At 47.2% G+C, this 15,903-nt stretch carries 19 protein-coding genes and 3 tRNA genes; 7 read left to right on the forward strand and 15 right to left on the reverse strand.

The window, feature by feature from the left end; translation table 11 throughout:
- From lon to efp, 6 genes are read right to left on the reverse strand one after another with little or no spacing between them, the layout of a single operon-like run.
- Positions 1 to 2,367 (reverse strand): endopeptidase La, encoded by a 2,367-nt coding sequence (lon, locus tag ACKRDP_RS03325; RefSeq protein ID WP_409153337.1) that lies wholly within the window; start codon positions 2,365 to 2,367, stop codon positions 1 to 3.
- Between the two features lie 9 nt (positions 2,368 to 2,376).
- Entirely contained in the window at positions 2,377 to 3,750 is a 1,374-nt protein-coding gene (gene ftsY / locus ACKRDP_RS03330; protein ID WP_409153338.1) for a signal recognition particle-docking protein FtsY, read from the reverse strand.
- A gap of 4 nt (positions 3,751 to 3,754) precedes the next feature.
- On the reverse strand, positions 3,755 to 4,537 hold the full coding sequence (trpA, locus tag ACKRDP_RS03335) for a tryptophan synthase subunit alpha (RefSeq protein ID WP_409153339.1): 783 nt from the start codon (positions 4,535 to 4,537) through the stop codon (positions 3,755 to 3,757).
- Positions 4,527 to 4,931 carry an OsmC family protein gene (locus tag ACKRDP_RS03340; protein WP_409153340.1) on the reverse strand — a complete coding sequence of 135 codons (405 nt, stop codon included), beginning with the start codon at positions 4,929 to 4,931 and terminating at the stop codon, positions 4,527 to 4,529. Before ACKRDP_RS03340 ends, trpA begins: the two co-directional genes overlap by 11 nt.
- 1 nt (position 4,932) lies before the next feature.
- The gene (gene accB, locus ACKRDP_RS03345) at positions 4,933 to 5,376 is read right to left on the reverse strand and encodes an acetyl-CoA carboxylase biotin carboxyl carrier protein (RefSeq protein ID WP_409153341.1); all 444 of its coding nucleotides are present in this window, start codon (positions 5,374 to 5,376) and stop codon (positions 4,933 to 4,935) included.
- On the reverse strand, positions 5,376 to 5,951 hold the full coding sequence (efp, locus tag ACKRDP_RS03350; RefSeq protein ID WP_409153342.1) for an elongation factor P: 576 nt from the start codon (positions 5,949 to 5,951) through the stop codon (positions 5,376 to 5,378). Before efp ends, accB begins: the two co-directional genes overlap by 1 nt.
- Positions 5,952 to 5,996: 45 nt before the next feature.
- On the opposite strand from efp, the gene ACKRDP_RS03355 reads away from it, so the two are divergent.
- Positions 5,997 to 7,379 (forward strand): TldD/PmbA family protein, encoded by a 1,383-nt coding sequence (locus ACKRDP_RS03355; RefSeq protein ID WP_409153343.1) that lies wholly within the window; start codon positions 5,997 to 5,999, stop codon positions 7,377 to 7,379.
- Positions 7,380 to 7,388: 9 nt separating this feature from the next.
- Here ACKRDP_RS03355 and ACKRDP_RS03360 read toward each other — a convergent pair whose 3' ends face one another.
- The 3 genes from ACKRDP_RS03360 to thiE are packed head-to-tail and all read right to left on the reverse strand — an operon-like array spanning position 7,389 to position 9,083.
- The gene (locus tag ACKRDP_RS03360; RefSeq protein ID WP_409153344.1) at positions 7,389 to 7,598 is read right to left on the reverse strand and encodes a hypothetical protein; all 210 of its coding nucleotides are present in this window, start codon (positions 7,596 to 7,598) and stop codon (positions 7,389 to 7,391) included.
- A 5-nt stretch (positions 7,599 to 7,603) separates the two neighbouring features.
- Positions 7,604 to 8,521: a tRNA (adenosine(37)-N6)-dimethylallyltransferase MiaA gene (gene miaA, locus ACKRDP_RS03365; protein ID WP_409153345.1), complete on the reverse strand. Its 918-nt coding sequence runs from the start codon at positions 8,519 to 8,521 to the stop codon at positions 7,604 to 7,606.
- A complete protein-coding gene (gene thiE, locus ACKRDP_RS03370; RefSeq protein ID WP_409153346.1) occupies positions 8,490 to 9,083 on the reverse strand; it encodes a thiamine phosphate synthase in 594 nt (197 codons plus the stop codon). Before thiE ends, miaA begins: the two co-directional genes overlap by 32 nt.
- Positions 9,084 to 9,104: 21 nt before the next feature.
- On the opposite strand from thiE, the gene ACKRDP_RS03375 reads away from it, so the two are divergent.
- From ACKRDP_RS03375 to murJ, 5 genes are all read left to right on the forward strand, one after another.
- Positions 9,105 to 9,188 (forward strand) — tRNA-Leu (locus ACKRDP_RS03375).
- 23 nt (positions 9,189 to 9,211) lie between these two features.
- The gene (locus ACKRDP_RS03380) at positions 9,212 to 9,766 is read left to right on the forward strand and encodes a hypothetical protein (RefSeq protein ID WP_409153347.1); all 555 of its coding nucleotides are present in this window, start codon (positions 9,212 to 9,214) and stop codon (positions 9,764 to 9,766) included.
- Positions 9,756 to 10,187, forward strand: coding sequence for a hypothetical protein (locus ACKRDP_RS03385; RefSeq protein ID WP_409153348.1), 432 nt, complete (start codon positions 9,756 to 9,758; stop codon positions 10,185 to 10,187). Before ACKRDP_RS03380 ends, ACKRDP_RS03385 begins: the two co-directional genes overlap by 11 nt.
- A 47-nt stretch (positions 10,188 to 10,234) precedes the next feature.
- On the forward strand, positions 10,235 to 10,687 hold the full coding sequence (locus ACKRDP_RS03390; protein WP_409153349.1) for a hypothetical protein: 453 nt from the start codon (positions 10,235 to 10,237) through the stop codon (positions 10,685 to 10,687).
- Complete coding sequence (murJ, locus tag ACKRDP_RS03395) at positions 10,674 to 12,164, forward strand: murein biosynthesis integral membrane protein MurJ (RefSeq protein WP_409153350.1); 1,491 nt, start codon at positions 10,674 to 10,676, stop codon at positions 12,162 to 12,164. The genes ACKRDP_RS03390 and murJ overlap by 14 nt, the downstream gene beginning before the upstream one ends.
- Here murJ and rpsT read toward each other — a convergent pair.
- The 6 genes from rpsT to ACKRDP_RS03425 all read right to left on the reverse strand — a co-directional run bounded on the left by rpsT (position 12,105) and on the right by ACKRDP_RS03425 (position 15,256).
- Complete coding sequence (rpsT, locus tag ACKRDP_RS03400) at positions 12,105 to 12,392, reverse strand: 30S ribosomal protein S20 (RefSeq protein ID WP_409153351.1); 288 nt, start codon at positions 12,390 to 12,392, stop codon at positions 12,105 to 12,107. The two genes, murJ and rpsT, sit on opposite strands and share 60 nt — an antisense overlap.
- Positions 12,393 to 12,421: 29 nt before the next feature.
- Positions 12,422 to 12,493, reverse strand: a tRNA-Cys gene (locus ACKRDP_RS03405).
- 4 nt (positions 12,494 to 12,497) lie between these two features.
- Positions 12,498 to 12,569: transfer RNA gene (locus ACKRDP_RS03410), tRNA-Gly, on the reverse strand.
- A gap of 22 nt (positions 12,570 to 12,591) precedes the next feature.
- Entirely contained in the window at positions 12,592 to 13,440 is an 849-nt protein-coding gene (locus ACKRDP_RS03415; RefSeq protein WP_409153352.1) for a YicC family protein, read from the reverse strand.
- Between the two features lie 15 nt (positions 13,441 to 13,455).
- Positions 13,456 to 14,856, reverse strand: a complete 1,401-nt coding sequence (gene dnaB / locus ACKRDP_RS03420) for a replicative DNA helicase (protein ID WP_409153353.1) — start codon at positions 14,854 to 14,856, stop codon at positions 13,456 to 13,458.
- A gap of 10 nt (positions 14,857 to 14,866) precedes the next feature.
- Positions 14,867 to 15,256 (reverse strand): Rid family detoxifying hydrolase, encoded by a 390-nt coding sequence (locus tag ACKRDP_RS03425; RefSeq protein ID WP_409153354.1) that lies wholly within the window; start codon positions 15,254 to 15,256, stop codon positions 14,867 to 14,869.
- Between the two features lie 17 nt (positions 15,257 to 15,273).
- Here ACKRDP_RS03425 and ACKRDP_RS03430 point away from each other — a divergent pair, with 17 nt between their 5' ends.
- Positions 15,274 to 15,903 carry a Crp/Fnr family transcriptional regulator gene (locus tag ACKRDP_RS03430; RefSeq protein ID WP_409153355.1) on the forward strand — a complete coding sequence of 210 codons (630 nt, stop codon included), beginning with the start codon at positions 15,274 to 15,276 and terminating at the stop codon, positions 15,901 to 15,903.

The following is a 15,903-nucleotide window of genomic DNA, read 5'->3' on the forward strand; positions in this document are numbered from 1 at the left end:
TTAAGTTTTGGAGAATATTATACCAAAAACCTCATCAAGGCTGTCTACAAAATGCAGAGTCATCTTATCCCTCACATACTGTGGCAGGTCTTCCATCACTTCATCTCTGTTCTTTGAGGGAAGTATGACCTCGTATATGCCAGCCCTTTTTGCAGCCAGTATCTTCTCCTTGAGACCACCTACAGGCAGAACCCTTCCCCTCAGGGTAATTTCGCCCGTCATGGCCACATCTGTTCTTACTTCCCTCCCAGTGAAAAGAGAAAGGAGCGCCACTGCAAGGGTTATGCCTGCAGAGGGGCCATCCTTTGGCACAGCACCCTCTGGCACGTGCACATGCACATCGTAGCCTGAAAAGGTTTCTGGGTCTATGCTGTAATCTTCTGCCTTTGACTTTATGTAGGAAAGGGCCGCCTGCGCAGACTCCTTCATAATATCCCCAAGAGAGCCTGTAAGTATAAGACTCCCCTTACCTTTGAACTTGGTGGCCTCTATTATCATTATCTCACCACCCACCTCTGTCCATGCAAGCCCTACAGCTATTCCCACCATAGGCTTTTCTTCAGAGACAGTAAACCTCTTTGAAACGCCCAGAAAGCCCTTTATATCCTGAGGCTTTACTTCAAAGGGCAGGGGTTCGCCCTTGAGACGTTTAAGAGCCAGCTTTCTCAATACTGAACTGAGCTGTCTCTGAAGGCTTCTTACACCCGACTCTCTGGTATAGCCCCTTATAACTTCCAGCAGGGCTTCATCATGGAATATGACCTCCTCCCTTTTAAAGCCGTGTTCTGGGAGCAGCTTTGGAAGCAGGTGGTTTCTGGCTATAAAGACTTTTTCTTCCTCAGAATATCCAGAAAGGTGTATAACTTCCATTCTGTCAAGGAGAGGTCTTGGTATTGTATCCACGCGATTTGCAGTGCATATAAAGAAAACCTCAGAAAGGTCAAAGGGTAGACCTATGTAAAGGTCCACGAAGTTTTTGTTCTGCTCTGGGTCAAGCACCTCAAGGAGTGCTGCCGCAGGGTCACCCTGAAAGGAAAGGGATAGCTTGTCCACCTCGTCAAGCACTATGAGGGGGTTTTTCGTTCCCCCCTGCTTGACCGCCTGTATTATCCTGCCAGGCATTGCTCCAACATATGTCCTTCTATGCCCCCTTATTTCCGCCTCGTCCCTTATACCGCCCAGAGATATCCTGACGAACTTCCTGCCAAGGGATTCTGCGATGGACCTTCCAAGTGAAGTTTTGCCGACCCCCGGTGGTCCTACAAAGCAGAGTATTTGCACCGCATGGCTTTTGCCCTTTGTAAGCTTTTTGACCGCTAAGTATTCCACTATCCTGTCCTTTACCTTTTCAAGGTTGTAGTGGTCTCTGTCAAGTATTTCCCTTGCTTTGTCAAGGTCATACCTGTCTCTTGTGCTCCTGTCCCATGGAAGGTCAAGCACCCACTCAAGCCAAGTCCTGAGAACGCCTGCCTCTGCAGACTCTGGATGGAGCTTTTCAAGCCTTTTTATTTGCTTCTCTATCTCCTCTCTGGCTTCCTTTGAAATTTTCAGCCTGCTGAGCTTTTTCCTGTATTCCTCAATCTCTGCCCTTCTCTCATCACCTTCACCCAGCTCTTCCAGTATGGCCTTAAGCTGCTGTCTCAGAAAATACTCTCTCTGCTCCTTCTCTATCTTCTCCCTTGCCACACCCCTTATCTTGCTCTGCACTTCAAGCAGTCCCACCTCGCTCTGAAGATACTGATGGACAAGCTTTAGCCTCTCCACAGGGTCAAAGGTTTCAAGGACTCTCTGGGCTTCTACAGCCTTTATATCCAGTATGGAGGCAGTCAGGTCCGCAAGCCTCCCGGGGTCTTCAAGGTCCTTTATAACCATGATAAGGTCCGGTATAACCTGCTTCCCCAGAGAAACTGCAGTATCAAGCTGCTCCTTTACAGACCTTATGTAAGCCCTGACTTCACTGGAGAGAGTTTCAGGGTCAAGCTCTACCTCTTCCAGAGGCTGGACCCTTGCCGTGTAGTAATCCCCGGTCTGTCTGTATTCTAAGAGCCTTGCCCTCTTTATCCCCTGCACAAGTATCTTTAACCTGTTTTCCTCTATGGGTGCGGACCTCACCACATGGGCTATTGTGCCAACCGTATAAAGGTCTTCCGTGTTGGGAGACTCCATACTCTTATCCTTCTGCAATATGAGAAATATGAGCCTGTCTTTTTTAAGGGCCTCCTCAACCGCCCTTATGGAAAAGTTTCTCCCGACGAAGAGTGGTATTACCATGGTGGGGAAAACCACCAGGTCCCTCAGGGGCATAGCAGGCAGCTCAAAAACATCCGAAGGCACGTCAGGAACCCTTACAAGCTCTTCTGGAAACATGTCTACCTCCTAAGAGATTAACTCCTCTATAAAAGCTTCAGCCACATAGGGTTGAAGGTCTTCTATGCCTTCGCCTACGCCTAACAACTTTACTGGAATGCCAAGCTCCTTACATATGGGCACTATGGCTCCGCCCTTGGCAGAGCCGTCAAGTTTTGTAAGCACAAGACCTGTAACTTCAACCGCTTCCTTGAAAACTTTTGCTTGCTGTATGGAGTTCTGGCCTATAGTGGCATCAAGAACCAGAAGAGTCTCTGTGGGCTCCTCTGGCAGAAATCTCTTTATAACATCCCTTACCTTTCTCAGTTCCCTTATAAGAGGCTCTTTTGTATGAAGCCTGCCGGCAGTGTCTACCAGCACCACCTGATATCCCTCTTCCTTTACTTTCTGCAGAGCTTCGTATACCACAGAGGCGGGGTCTGCGCCCTCCTGCTTTTTGAATATGTCCGCACCGCTCCTCTGAGCCCACACCTCAAGCTGTTCTATTGCTGCAGACCTGAAGGTATCCCCTGCCACAAGCAAAACCTTTCTGCCCTCTTTCACAAACCTGTGAGCCAGCTTTCCTATGGTGGTAGTCTTGCCTGAGCCGTTTACGCCGAGAAAAAGATAAAGGCTGGTTCCCTCGTGAGGCTCTCTGAGGGTTGCTTCACACTTTACTATCTGCGAAAGAAGAGCTTGCTTTAGGAGTCCAGAGAGCTGGTCTGAAGTTTTGAGGTTTCTCCTTACTGCTTCCTTTCTGAGCTCCTCCACGAGCTGCAGAGAAGTCTTTGCTCCCACATCCGCCCTTATGAGCTTTTCTTCCAGCTCCTCAAAGAGCTCATCATCTATCTTCCTTCCTGCAAAAAGTATGCCAAACTCTACCGCCTCTCTGGTTTTTTTAAGCCCCTTCCTGAGCTTTTCAAGAAGGGTTTCCTTCTGTATTAAACCAAGCTCTTCCTGAATGTTTCTTATACTTTCCTCTACTTCCTGCCTCTTTAGAGCTGGAGCAAGTTTGAGCGAGCGGTTTAAAAGCTCAAGGGCTTCTTCTGGCCTTTTTGCCTGCCACATTAAAAGTCCAGCCCTCTTGAGGCTCTCCCAGTCCCCGAGCTTTGAATATTCTCTTGCAGACTTTTCCAGCTCCCCAACCCTTTCGTATATGAGAGCTTTCTCCTTTGCTGTGGCAAGTTCAGGGTCGTAGTGTTCTATAAGCTGGTAGGCATAGTAATATTTTCCCTCTTCCATGTAAAGCCTGAAGAGAAGTCCCCTCAGCTCAGGGTTTTCCTTAAACTTTTCCAGTATTTCAATGGCCTTTTCCCTCTTCCCCTTTTCTATGAGGGCAAGTATGGCATTCTTGTCTCCCTTTTCTGCAAGCTTTTCTTCTTCAGACTTCCTCCAGAAGAGCATGGGTCTAATATTTTACACCTTCAACGGCTTCCTTTATGATTCTTACGCTTTTTGAAAGCCCCTCAAGGTCCCCCCTGCCAGCAAGCCTTACAAAATGACTGCCTACAACTACCCCATCGGCAATGGCGGACACCTCCCCTGCCTGCTCTGGCTTGGATATACCAAAGCCCACCACGACAGGCTTTTTACAGACGGACCTGTAGAGGCTCAGACTTTCCTTGAGCCTGTGCATAGGGAGCTCATCTCTCACCCCCGTAGTTCCAGTAAGGGATACGAAGTATACCATATGGTCAGAGCTTTCACATATTAGCCTGAGTCTTTTTTCAGTGCTCGTGGGCGAAGCCAGAAAGACCACAGAAAGATCAAGGGTGGAACATACATCTTTTAGCTCACCACCCTCCTCCGGTGGAAGGTCGGGCACTATAAAGCCGTCAATACCGCTTTCTTTTGCCCTTTTGCAGAATTTTTCAATACCCATGCGGAACATGGGATTGTAGTAAGTCATAAGGAGAAAGGGCCTTTCTGGAAATTCCTCTCTGAGAGTGGCAGAAAGTCTGAAAACATGCTCTGATTTTATGCCTTTCCCAAGAGCGACTTCATGGGCTGTCTGTATGGTGGGTCCATCTGCCACAGGGTCAGAGAAGGGAAAGCCTATCTCCAGTATATCTGTTCCTTCTTTTAGAAGAACTCTGAAGGCCTCAAGAGATGTATGGTAGTCAGGATAGCCCACCATCATGTAAGAAAGTAGAGCCTTTTTCCCCTTTTTCCAGAAGTTTTCAAGCCTCATTGACCACCTCAAAGCTCACCTCAATGTGACACGCCTTACTCAGCATGGCATAAACACTGCAGTATTTCTCAACAGAAAGTCTTATGGCTTCTTCCACAGCCTTTTCTTTGACATTTTTCCCGTAAACCCTGTATCTGAGGCTTATCTTCTCGTAAACCCTTGGATATTCATCCCTTCTTGTGCCCTTCACATCAATCTGTATGTCCCTTACCTCCTGCCTTTTCTTTTTCAGTATCTGGGAAATATCCACACCACTACAGCCTGCAAGGGCGGCCAGAAGTAGCTCCATGGGTCTGAAGCCCTGCTCACCCACCATAAGCTCACCGTTGCTTGTCTTTGCCATATAGGTATGCTCAAGCTCAGAAAGCCTGAGACTGATGCTTTTTTCTTCCATGTTAGGCGCTTGTGTCTATGATAAACAGAGGCTGTCCGTATTCAACTGTTTCACCGTTTTCCACAAGGATTTTTATAACCTTTCCTCTCACATCGCTTTCTATCTCGTTCATCACCTTAAGGGCTTCTATTATGCATAGCACCTGACCGGGGGATACCATATCACCCACCTCCACAAAGGGCGGAGCCCCAGGGGATGGAGACCTGTAAAAGGTGCCCACAAGAGGGCTCTTTATCACATGGAGGTTTTCCTGAGGAACCTCCTCAGTGGAAGGTATGACCTCCTGATAACGAACCTCTTTGTAAGGTGTTTCAACCACCCTCTGTAGCACTTCTTTCTGATGGGTTTCTATGAAAAGTTTGAAGCCCTCTGCCTCTATAGTAAGCTGTTTTATATCGCTTCCCTTGACGAGGTTTATTATTTCCTTTACAAAATCTTTGTCCATCAGGCTCTCTTTACCACTTCTATATAGGCACCAGTGCGAGTATCCACCTTTACTATGTCCCCCTCCTTCACAAAGAAGGGCACCTGCACCACTGCACCTGTCTCCAGTTTTGCTGGCTTTGAACCACCAGCCGCCGTATCACCCTTGAAGGCAGGTTCTGTCTCCACCACCGCAAGCTCCACCTGCTTGGGTAGCTCAATCCCAATGGGCTGTCCCTTGTAGAAAAAGACCACCACCGTCATACCCTCTTTGAGAAACTTTACCTCTTCCTTTATGCTGTCTGCTGGCACGGGCACCATCTCGTAGGTGGTCTGGCTCACAAAGTAATAGTAGTCTCCATCGCTGTATGAATACTCTGCAAAGACCTGTTCAAAATCTGCAAGCTCAATAGCGTCAGAGGACTTGTAGGTTATTTCAATTACGTTGCCCGTCTGCATGTTCTTTGCTTTGACCCTCACAAAAGCCTGACCCTTGCCGGGCTTTACATGCTCGTAATCCAGCACTCTGTGTGGCATGCCGTTGTGTTCAATAAACATATCCCTCTGCACGCTGTTTATGTCTATTTTTACACCCATGGTATAAGATTTTAGCATATATTTTTAACTCTCTGGAGGTTCAGAATGGTTAAGGATACACTCAAAGAAAAATCCAGCTTTCTTCTTTCCAACCTCCTGTCTCAGGGCGGAGAGTATGGTGAGATTTTCTACGAGCGGGTGCGACTCTGCAGGATGCATCTTGAGGACAACAAGATAGAAAAGGTTCAGTGGGGAATAGACGAGGGCGTGGGTATAAGGCTCATAAAGGATGGAAAGACTCACTACGGATACACCACCGAGCCAACCTTTGAAAACATGATGGAGATTGTCAGAACTCTTGCAAGAGGCCTTGGGCATGGACCAGTCAAAGTGGGACAGAAACGCGTAGTTGGCTGGACAGAGCTGGTAATAGACCCGGACGAAGAAGATATAAACTACAGGGTTCAGTTTCTACAGAGGGCAAACGAATCTGCCAGAAGCTATGGAGAAAAAATAAGACAGGTCACTGTGGTGCTAATGGACAGGACCAGGGAGATAATGGTAATAAACAGCCTTGGTGAGATTGCGGAGGATACTCAGAAGAGGGTTGTATTCTACACAGATGTGGTGGCTGCTCAGAACGGTATAATGCAGAGAGGCTATGAATCCGCAGGCATAAGAGGGGGCTTTGAGCTCTTTGAAAGGGTGAGCCCAGAAGAGGTGGCAAGGAAGGCTGCAGAGAGAGCCATTCTTATGCTGAGTGCAAAGCCTGCACCCGCCGGGACTTTCACGGTGGTGCTTGCTTCTCAGGCAGGTGGAACCATGATACACGAGGCTGTGGGGCACGGCTTTGAGGCGGACCTTGTGCAGAAGGGGCTTTCTGTCTACAGGGGAAAGCTGGGGCAGAAGGTGGCCAGCGAGCTCATAACCGTAATAGATGATGCCACTCTTGAGAACCACAACGGCTCCTTTACAGTGGACGACGAGGGCGTGCCCGCACAGAAAACTGTGCTCATTCAGGAGGGCTATCTGGTTGGTTATATGTATGACAGGCTAACGGCAATGAAGGAAGGTAGAGAATCTACTGGAAACGGCAGAAGACAGAGCTACGCCCATATTCCCATTGTCAGGATGACCAACACCTACATAGCACCCGGAAGGGACAACCCAGAAGACATAATAGCAGACACTAAAAAGGGCATTCTTGTGGTAAAGATGGGAGGAGGAGAGGTAAACACGGTCACCGGAGACTTCGTATTTGAGGTGATGGAAGGATATATGATAGAGAATGGGAAAATCACATACCCCATAAGGTCTGCAACTCTTATAGGTAATGGTCCAAAGGCTCTTATGGATGTGGATGCGGTAGGCTCAGACCTTGGATGGAGCATAGGGACTTGCGGAAAGGATGGACAGGGGGTGCCCGTCACCGACGCACAGCCCACTCTGAGGATAAGGTCTATGGTGCTGGGTGGGACGGAGGTGTGACTATTTTTTCTAGGCAGGCTCTTCTCTATAGAGTATTCTGAGCACTTCTTTCATATCCTTCCTGAGTTCTCTTATATCCTCTTTAAGTTCATCTATTCGCCTGTTGCTGTCATCAACCCTTTTGCTCAGTTCGTCTATGCGTTTATTTATGAGTGTGGTGGCAAAGCCCACAACTGCAACTACACTGGCTATCATCGCCATGAGCTGAAGTGGTTCCATAGGCATCATTTTATAGCCTTAACGAAGAAAGTCAAGTTGCTCAGAATCTCCCCCACAGCCCCTTCAATCCCGAGCACATCCATGTTTACCTTCTTCCAGCCCTGCCTTCTAAACCATCTTGTCTGTCTTTTTGCGTATTCTTTTGTATTTTTTATCATGTGTAAAAGACACTCCTGAAGGGGCTTTTCGCCCTTCACACAGGGTATAAACTCCTTGTATCCTATAGCCTGCGGAGAAGTGAGAAAGCTTTCAAAACCCATCTTAAGGAGCTTTTTTATCTCTTCCACAAGCCCCTTCTGTAGCATTCTTGATGCCCTTTCTTCTAACCTTCTGGAGAGGCTCTCCCAGCTCCAGCTCAGATAAAAGCCGGCAAAATCCAGCCTTGGTCTGTCCCAGTGATGGAAGGAGGAGAAGGGTCTGCCAGAGTTTATGAAAACCTCAAGAGCCCTCACTATTCTTCTTGTATCCCTCGGTGATATTTTGTTGGCATAGAGGGGGTCGGCAGCTCTTAGCTTTCTGTGTAGATGCTCACTACCTTTTTTCTCAGCTATTTCATACAGTCTGCCTCTCAGCTTCCAGTCAGGTGGTGGCGTATCCTCAATGCCATGCAGGAGTGCCTGCAGATAGAGGTATGTGCCACCGCATACTATGGGAACTTTACCCCTGGCTCTTATGTCCTGCAGGGCCTTCAGAGACAGCTCCTCAAAGAGTTTGGCATCGAAGACCTGGCCGGGTTCTACCACATCCACAAGATGATGTGGGACCTTTTCCATACACTCCAAAGGCTTTGCAGTCCCTATATCCATATGCCTGTATACGCACATGGAGTCTGCGCTGATTATTTCCCCACCAAGCCTCTGAGCAAGGAGACAGCAGACCTCCGACTTTCCGCTACCCGTGGGACCCCCAATCACTATCAACATGGTCAAAGAAAAGACCTATGCCAGCAACGCCGTAGGCACCATTTCTGTAACAGAGTTTAATTTTTTCCCATGTTATGCCTCCAAGGGCGTAAACGGGTATGGAAAGCTTCTGAGAGACCTCTTTCAGAGCCATAAGTCCCAGTGGCTCAGCCTCGGGGTGGGACTGGGTTCTAAAGATGGGGCTGAAGGTAATAAAGTCTGCACCCTCCTCCTGAGCCCACAGAGCCCCTTCCAGAGTGTGCGCCGAGTATCCCACTATAAGCTGGGGTGCTATCCTCTTTACCACACTGGGTGGAAGTCCCTTCTCAGGCAGATGGACGCCGTCCGCACCCGCCGCAAGAGCTATGTCCACCCTGTCGTTTATAAAAAGCATTGCTCCGTATTCTCCCGTGAGCTCTCTCACCTTCAAAGCCAGCCTGTAGTATTCAAGCCCCGAGATCTCCTTTTCTCTTAACTGAACCATCCTTATACCCTTTTTGAGGGCTTTTTCTAACCTCCGGAGCATATCCGGATATCTCCTGCTGTCGGTTATGGCGTAAAGTCTTGGCAAATCCAGAGCCATGGTGTATAATATACCATCTGAGCCGGAGTGGCGGAACTGGCAGACGCGCTGTCTTGAGGGGGCAGTGCCCGTGAGGGCGTGCGGGTTCGACTCCCGCCTCCGGCATTGGGAAAAAAGAGGTGCAGAAGGTGAGATATATCTGGGAGAAGGAAAGAATAAACATAGAGGGTAAATTCGCAGGGCACTTCGTGCCTCTGAGCGTCATAGATACACCCGTAGAGCTAGTATCCACCGACGGAAGTCTTTACTTGCTGTGGGTGAAAAGTCTGGAAGAGGGCGAACACTGGTTTCTCCTTGAGCTTGAGCCTGAATTGACTGCAGAATATTTGAGGGGTGTTAAACCACTAAAGGAATTGTTTAATCGGGGTGTTCTCTGGCTGTGTGAGCGCAGGTATGACACATACGAAACTGTGAGGGTTTTGGAGAAGGGGAATGGAGGATATAAAGTGCCCCCTGGGGATATATACCTACCAAGACCTGACAGCTCAGAAGAGGCTCTTAGAGTATACAAGAAATTTGTGAAAATGTTTGACAGGAATTTCAGGAAACTTATTGAACTTGATGAGTTTTACACCTTCAGGCGTGCTTATACTGATTCAATAAAATCCGAACCCAAGATCGTAACGGAATACGACTACACTCCAATCTATCTGACTGAGCGAGAATTGTTGTATGCGGCGTAGTAAAGAGAAGTTAAAAGAGTCGCTTAGAAACTTTCTGGAGCGTATTGAAATAGAATCTGTAAGGCTTCGCAAGTTGGAGTTTTTGTCAGATGTGCCCTCCGAAGATGATGAAAAAGTTGAAGTAAATGTAGATGTAGACCTCTCTGTAAGGACATTTACTAGATCTGAATCACGGGTTGAGTTTGCATATACATATGCGGAGACATTTTCTGTATCTGGGAAAAGATTAGACATTAGAATTTCCTATTTACTCACATTGAAAGTCAAGGAAGGAGAAATACCACATAAGAATGTCTTGAATGCTTATGCAAAAAACTCTGGATTGCTCCTTGTATACCCATACATCAGACATGTTGTGGATATGCTAAAGAGAGAGGCAGGACTTATACTTCCACCCTTACCTCACAAAATAATAGAGTAATACAAAATATGTGCGCCAGGTATGAGTATATAAAGCAATTGGAAGATTTGAAAAGAGAGGGTAAAATAGAACCGGATATTCACAGAGTTGTGGATACTATAAAGGATATCTGCCCGAAGAAGATACTAAACAGCAGTAAAGAGAAAAAGGGTAGAGTTTACTATAGATTTGAGAGGGATTGGTGGGATGCATACCCCTATTTTGTAAGCAAACCTAAACTTTTCAGGAAGCGAGCCATTGATAGGAGTGGGCGAGTAATAGAGGAGTTAGCATGTAAGATGTGCGGTCTATCTGTCTTTGTAGATTTAGAGGAGTTGCTGAAAACCATTCAGGAAAAGTTTAATAATGCAAATCCTACAATTTTAGAGTGTGCAAATTTAGAAAATTACGGTGAGGTTTATGCTACCCCTTCACGAGACAATCCCGCTCACAGAACCTTTTTCCCCTGCGAAGGCTACGAACCCAGTAAAGTCTGGAACTTTGCAGATGGCTCTCCTTAGACACTCTGTTTCATTCTCCACAGCCACCCTTCTGAGTAGAATTCTTGGATATGTAAGGGATGCCATGATAGCCTACTACTTTGGGGTTTCTCAGATTACCGACGCCTTCTTTGTAGCCTTCAGGCTTCCCAACACCTTCAGAAGGCTCTTTGGAGAGGGCGGCTTTAACGCCGCCTTTGTTCCCATCTTTGCCCAGAGATTAAAAGAGGGCACTGAGAGACCTCTTCTCAACTCTGTCTTTACTTACTACACGCTCTTTAACCTGCTGGTGACCCTTACCGGCATAATCTTTGCAGAGTGGGTTATAAGGCTTATAGCCCCCGGTGTGGTGGAAAAGAGCTACTTTGAGCTGGCTGTGTTTATGGCAAGGTTTCTGTTTAGCTATCTCTTTTTTGTAGGGCTGAGCGCCTTTTTCATGGCCGTGCTCAATACAAGGGGGGTCTTTTTTGTTCCTGCCTTTGCTCAGGCCGTTTTTAACATAGTGATGGCTGTGTGTATAGCCCTTACTGCCCACAGCCTTGGTTATATGGCTCTTGTTATAGGAGTGGTTGTGGGAGGTTTTGCTCAGCTACTTTTTCACATCCCATCAGCCATCTCTCAGGGACTCATTCCCAGACTGACCTTTCAGAGAGATGCAGACCTGCACCTTCTTCTGAAAAGGCTTCTGCCTGCCCTTATGGGCTTTGGCGTTGCCCAGCTCTCTTTTTTCATAGACACCTTTCTTGCCTCTTTTCTGACCCTCGGTGCCATATCCTACCTTTACTTTGCCAACAGAATATTTCAACTTCCGCTGGGTGCTCTCTCGGTAGGTATGGCAAACTCTCTTCTTTCTATTCTATCCGGCGGGCATGACCCCAGAAAGAACATAACCCTTGCCTTCAGGTTTATAACCCTGCTTTCTATTCCAGCTACTGGTGGTCTACTTGTGCTTTCCCGTCAGATAATAGCCCTGCTCTACGGAAGGGGCAAGTTCTCAGAGGAAGATATAGCCATAGCCAGTAAGGTGCTTGCAGTGTATTCGCTTGGTCTTCTGTTCTTTTCTCTTCAAAAGGTGCTGTCAAGTGTTTTCTTTGCAAAGGGAGATACCAGAACTCCAGTCCTGTCTTCACTCTTTGCGATTACTGCGGAAGGCCTTCTCGCTTTTATATTTGCCTTCCTCTTTAAGCTCGGTGTTGTAGGTCTTGCCCTTGGAACCGCCAGCTCATCTCTCGTTGGGTTTAGCCTTCTTCTTTACCTATGGAAAGACAAAAGTCTGGAGACACGGGATTATGCCAATACACTTTTAAAGACCCTTCTTGCAACTATCCTTATGTCTCTTTTCCTTATTGTTATAAACCCTTCTCCCTATGAAACACTCTATGCTATACCGCTTGCTATTCTACTATACTGGGCGCTTTTACTGCTGCTTAAAGAGCCTTTAGCTTACCTGCCCCTGAACCTTCTGAAGGGCCTTGTTGAGAAGAAGGCTAACCCTTGAAACTCTCCTTGCTGCCTCGTTTTTGTGTATAACACCTTTGGACGCCGTGTGGTAGATGATACTTACCACTTCAGGCAAAAACTCTTTAGCTTCCTCCAACTGACCGGCCTCCACCATTCTTCTGAACTTTCTTATGTAGGTTTTCATCTTTGAGAGATGATACCTGTTTCTTATTCTCCTCTTTGCGTCTCTTCTCATACGCTTTTCAGCCTGCTTCGTGTTGGGCATAAAAAACCTCCTTAATTTTTACCTTTTTGAGGCAACGGGCGGATTCGAACCGCCGTAGAAGGGATTTGCAGTCCCTCGCCTAGCCGCTCGGCCACGTTGCCTAAAAGCGGGCGACGGGACTCGAACCCGCGACCTGCTGCATGGCAAGCAGCCGCTCCACCACTGAGCTACGCCCGCTAAGGTATATATATTATATCACTTACTCCACGTTTGCCACCTGTTGCTTGAGCCTGTCAATCTCCGTCTTTATCTCCACCGCCAGAGGCGAAAGGTCTGGCAGTTTGTTGGAAAGGGTGGTTATCTCGCGGTGCATCTCCTGAAAGAGAAACTCCAGCTTTCTTCCCACATCATCCTGTGATTTAAAAAGCTCCCTGCTTTTGCTCAGGTGAGCTCTAAACCTCGTTATCTCTTCCTCCACATCCATTTTGGAGAGTATAAGGGCGATTTCATTGAGCACAAGGGCATTGTCTTCAGAAAGTCCAAGTTCTCTTGCCTTTTCCATTACTCTCTTTTTTACCTTCTCATAAACTTCTTGTCTGCTGTTCATTATCTCCTGAAGCAGGCTCTCAATCTTTGCAAGTCTATCTTCCATATCTCTTCTTATGTGCTCTCCCTCTTCCGCTCTTCTGTTAAGAAGCTCTTTGAGAGCATCCGTCAGTGCGCAGGAAATGGCTTCCTCAAGGGCAGGGTCTATCTCTTCCTTGGGAAATTCGGAGAACCTTGCGGCAAGCTGAAGTATGGTGTCATCGCTTACACTCAGGCTCAGCTTCTCCCTCAATATCTTGAAGAAGTTTATGTTGGTAAACAGGGTTTCCAGACTCACGGGTTCAATTATTTCCTTTCTCTTTACCTCAACGTGAAGGTTGATAGTTCCCCTTCTTACATACTCCTTTACCAGTTTTCTCATTGAAAATTCAAGAGACATGAGATTGTAGTTGGACTTTATGAAGATTTCCAGAGCTTTGCCGTTCAGACTTCTCACAAATACATTGACCATCCATTTATCGTTTTCAAAGGTTCCTGAGCCATAACCTGTCATGCTGAGCATCAGGAAGATTATAAGCTAAAAGTCCAGGTCAAGCTCCTCCTCTGAAAAATCCTCAGGCTCAGGTTCATAACTTTCCACAGCAGGAGAGAAGCCAGCCAGAAGGGGTTTAAAGCTGGCTGTATCTTTGAGGAAAGCAACCTTTACTATTCCAGTAGGACCCTGTCTCTGCTTTGCCACTATGATTTCCGCAACCCCAAGCTCTTCTGGAGAAGGGTTCCTTTTGTAGTATTCGGGTCTGTGTATGAAGATTATAAGGTCAGCGTCCTGTTCAATCTGTCCAGACTCCCTGAGGTCTGCCAGTTGGGGCCTTTTATCAGACCTGTGTTCTACCTGACGGGAGAGCTGGGCAAGGGCAATGACTGGCATGGAAAGTTCCTTTGCCAGAGCCTTGAGGTTTCTTGAGATTTCAGCCACCTCCTCCTGCCTGGATGCTCTTCTTGCTGGAGGTCTCAGTAGCTGAAGGTAGTCTACAAAGACCACTTCCACGCCCTTTTCCTTTTTGAGCTTTCTGGTCTTTATCCTGACGTCGGTGGTGGAGAGTCCGGGTGTATCGTCTATGTATATCTCACACCTTGAAAGGTCAAGGGCAGCGGATATAAGCCTGTTTCTGTCCTCTTCGTTTATAAAACCTCTCCTTATATTCTGAAGAGGGACATCAGAAAGCACTGAAAGGGCTCTCATAACGAGCTGCTCTTTGCTCATCTCAAGGGAGTATATGACCACTGGCACCTTCTCCTGCATGGCCATGTTTATGGCCATGGAAAGCATGAAGCTGCTCTTGCCCATGCCGGGCCTTGCGGCCACTATAACAAGGTCAGAGGGATGAAAGCCAGTGGTCAAGGTATCAAGGTCAAGAAAACCTGTAGCCCTCCCTGTTATGAGCTTTTCCTGCTTTCTGTGCTTCTCTATTATATCAATCACATCCCTTGCCACGTCTCTTATATGCCAGTAGTGGCTTACAAGCTGTTTTTCTGATATTTCTATGAGCCTTGTATTGAGGAGCTCGAGAAGGTTTTCAAGGTCCGGCTCCTCCTTTATACCCTTAAGCACGCTGAGAGATAGGTCCATAAGGCGTCTGAGACCAGATTTTTCCTTCACATTCCTTATGGCTTCCTCAAGAAGGCTACCCGTTGCTGCCTCCTCCACAAGGGCATAGATGAGGCCCATGTCCAGCCTTTCCTTAAGACCTCTCTTTTCTATATACTCCCGCAAAACTATGTCATCCCAGTCTTTGCCCTTATCTTCCCATACCTTATAAAGCAGAGAAAAGAGCAGTCTGTGGTTTTCAAGGTAGAAATCCTCTTCTTTCAGATACTCAAGCACGGTGGGCATTGTTTCCGGGTCCGCTATTATTGCACCCAGAACTGCTCTTTCTGCAAGTTCATCGTGTGGTGGTTCAAGGTCGGAGGGTATCATGGTTATTAAGTTATCTCTCTTTGTCCATAAGTGCAGTTACCTCAACCTCAAGAAGGGCGCCAAGTGGGAGACCACTCACCTCAACTGTAGTTCTCACAGGCTTTACAGGAACATCTCTGAAATATTCTTCGTAATGGGTGTTAAACTCTCTGAAAAGTCCCATATCCTTCAGATACACTACAACTCTCACAATTCTACTTCTGTCTATGCCCGCGGACTGCAGAATTGCATCTATGTTCTCAAAGACCTGCCTTGCCTGCTCTTTGAAGCCTTCTCTGAGCTTTCCCGTGTCAGGGTCAATGCCTATCTGACCCGACAGAAATAGAAATCCACCCGCCGAAATTGCCTGAGAATAGGGACCTATGGGCTTGGGAGCTTTTTCGGTGAAGAAGGGTGTCATACCTTATATTTTAAGGCATGTGGTTGGAAAAAGTAGAGAGTCTTCTGGAGGGGATGTTTCATCCAGTAAAGATTGATAAAGGGTCATTGCTCTTTTCTGAAGGAAGTCTCTGTCCCGCCGTGCCATTCGTAAAGGAAGGTGAGCTGAAGGTTTACCTTATATCTGACTCAGGCAGGGAGCTAACCCTCTACAGGGTAAAGCCCGGTCAGATGTGCATGCTTGCCATGATTACAGTTTATTCAGGTAATGAATACCCGGCTTACACAAGGGCTGAAGAAAACTCCCTGATTTTCATGGTTCCTGGCGACCTTGCTCTGAGATGGTTTGAGGAAAACCACTTGTGGAGGAGCCTTTTCATGAATGTCCTTTCAGAGAATTTGCTCTCCGTGACGGGTATGCTCAATTCAATGGTGTCAGAAAGGGTTGAAGAGAGGCTCATAAACTATCTACTTTCAGAAGCTGAAGGAAGGAGTTTTATTCAAAAAACTCACGAGGAGATAGCCAGAGATGTGGGAAGTGTGAGGGTAGTGGTCAGCAGAGTCTTAAAGGAGCTTGAAAGGGATGGACTTATAGAGCTCTGCAGAGGTAGGTTGCTAATTAAAGACCATGAAGCTCTCAAAAGGCGGGCAGGAATAACCCGCCCATAG

This window comes from Pampinifervens navoyensis (genome assembly GCF_046159715.1).
In the GTDB taxonomy this organism is placed as follows: domain Bacteria; phylum Aquificota; class Aquificia; order Aquificales; family Aquificaceae; genus Pampinifervens.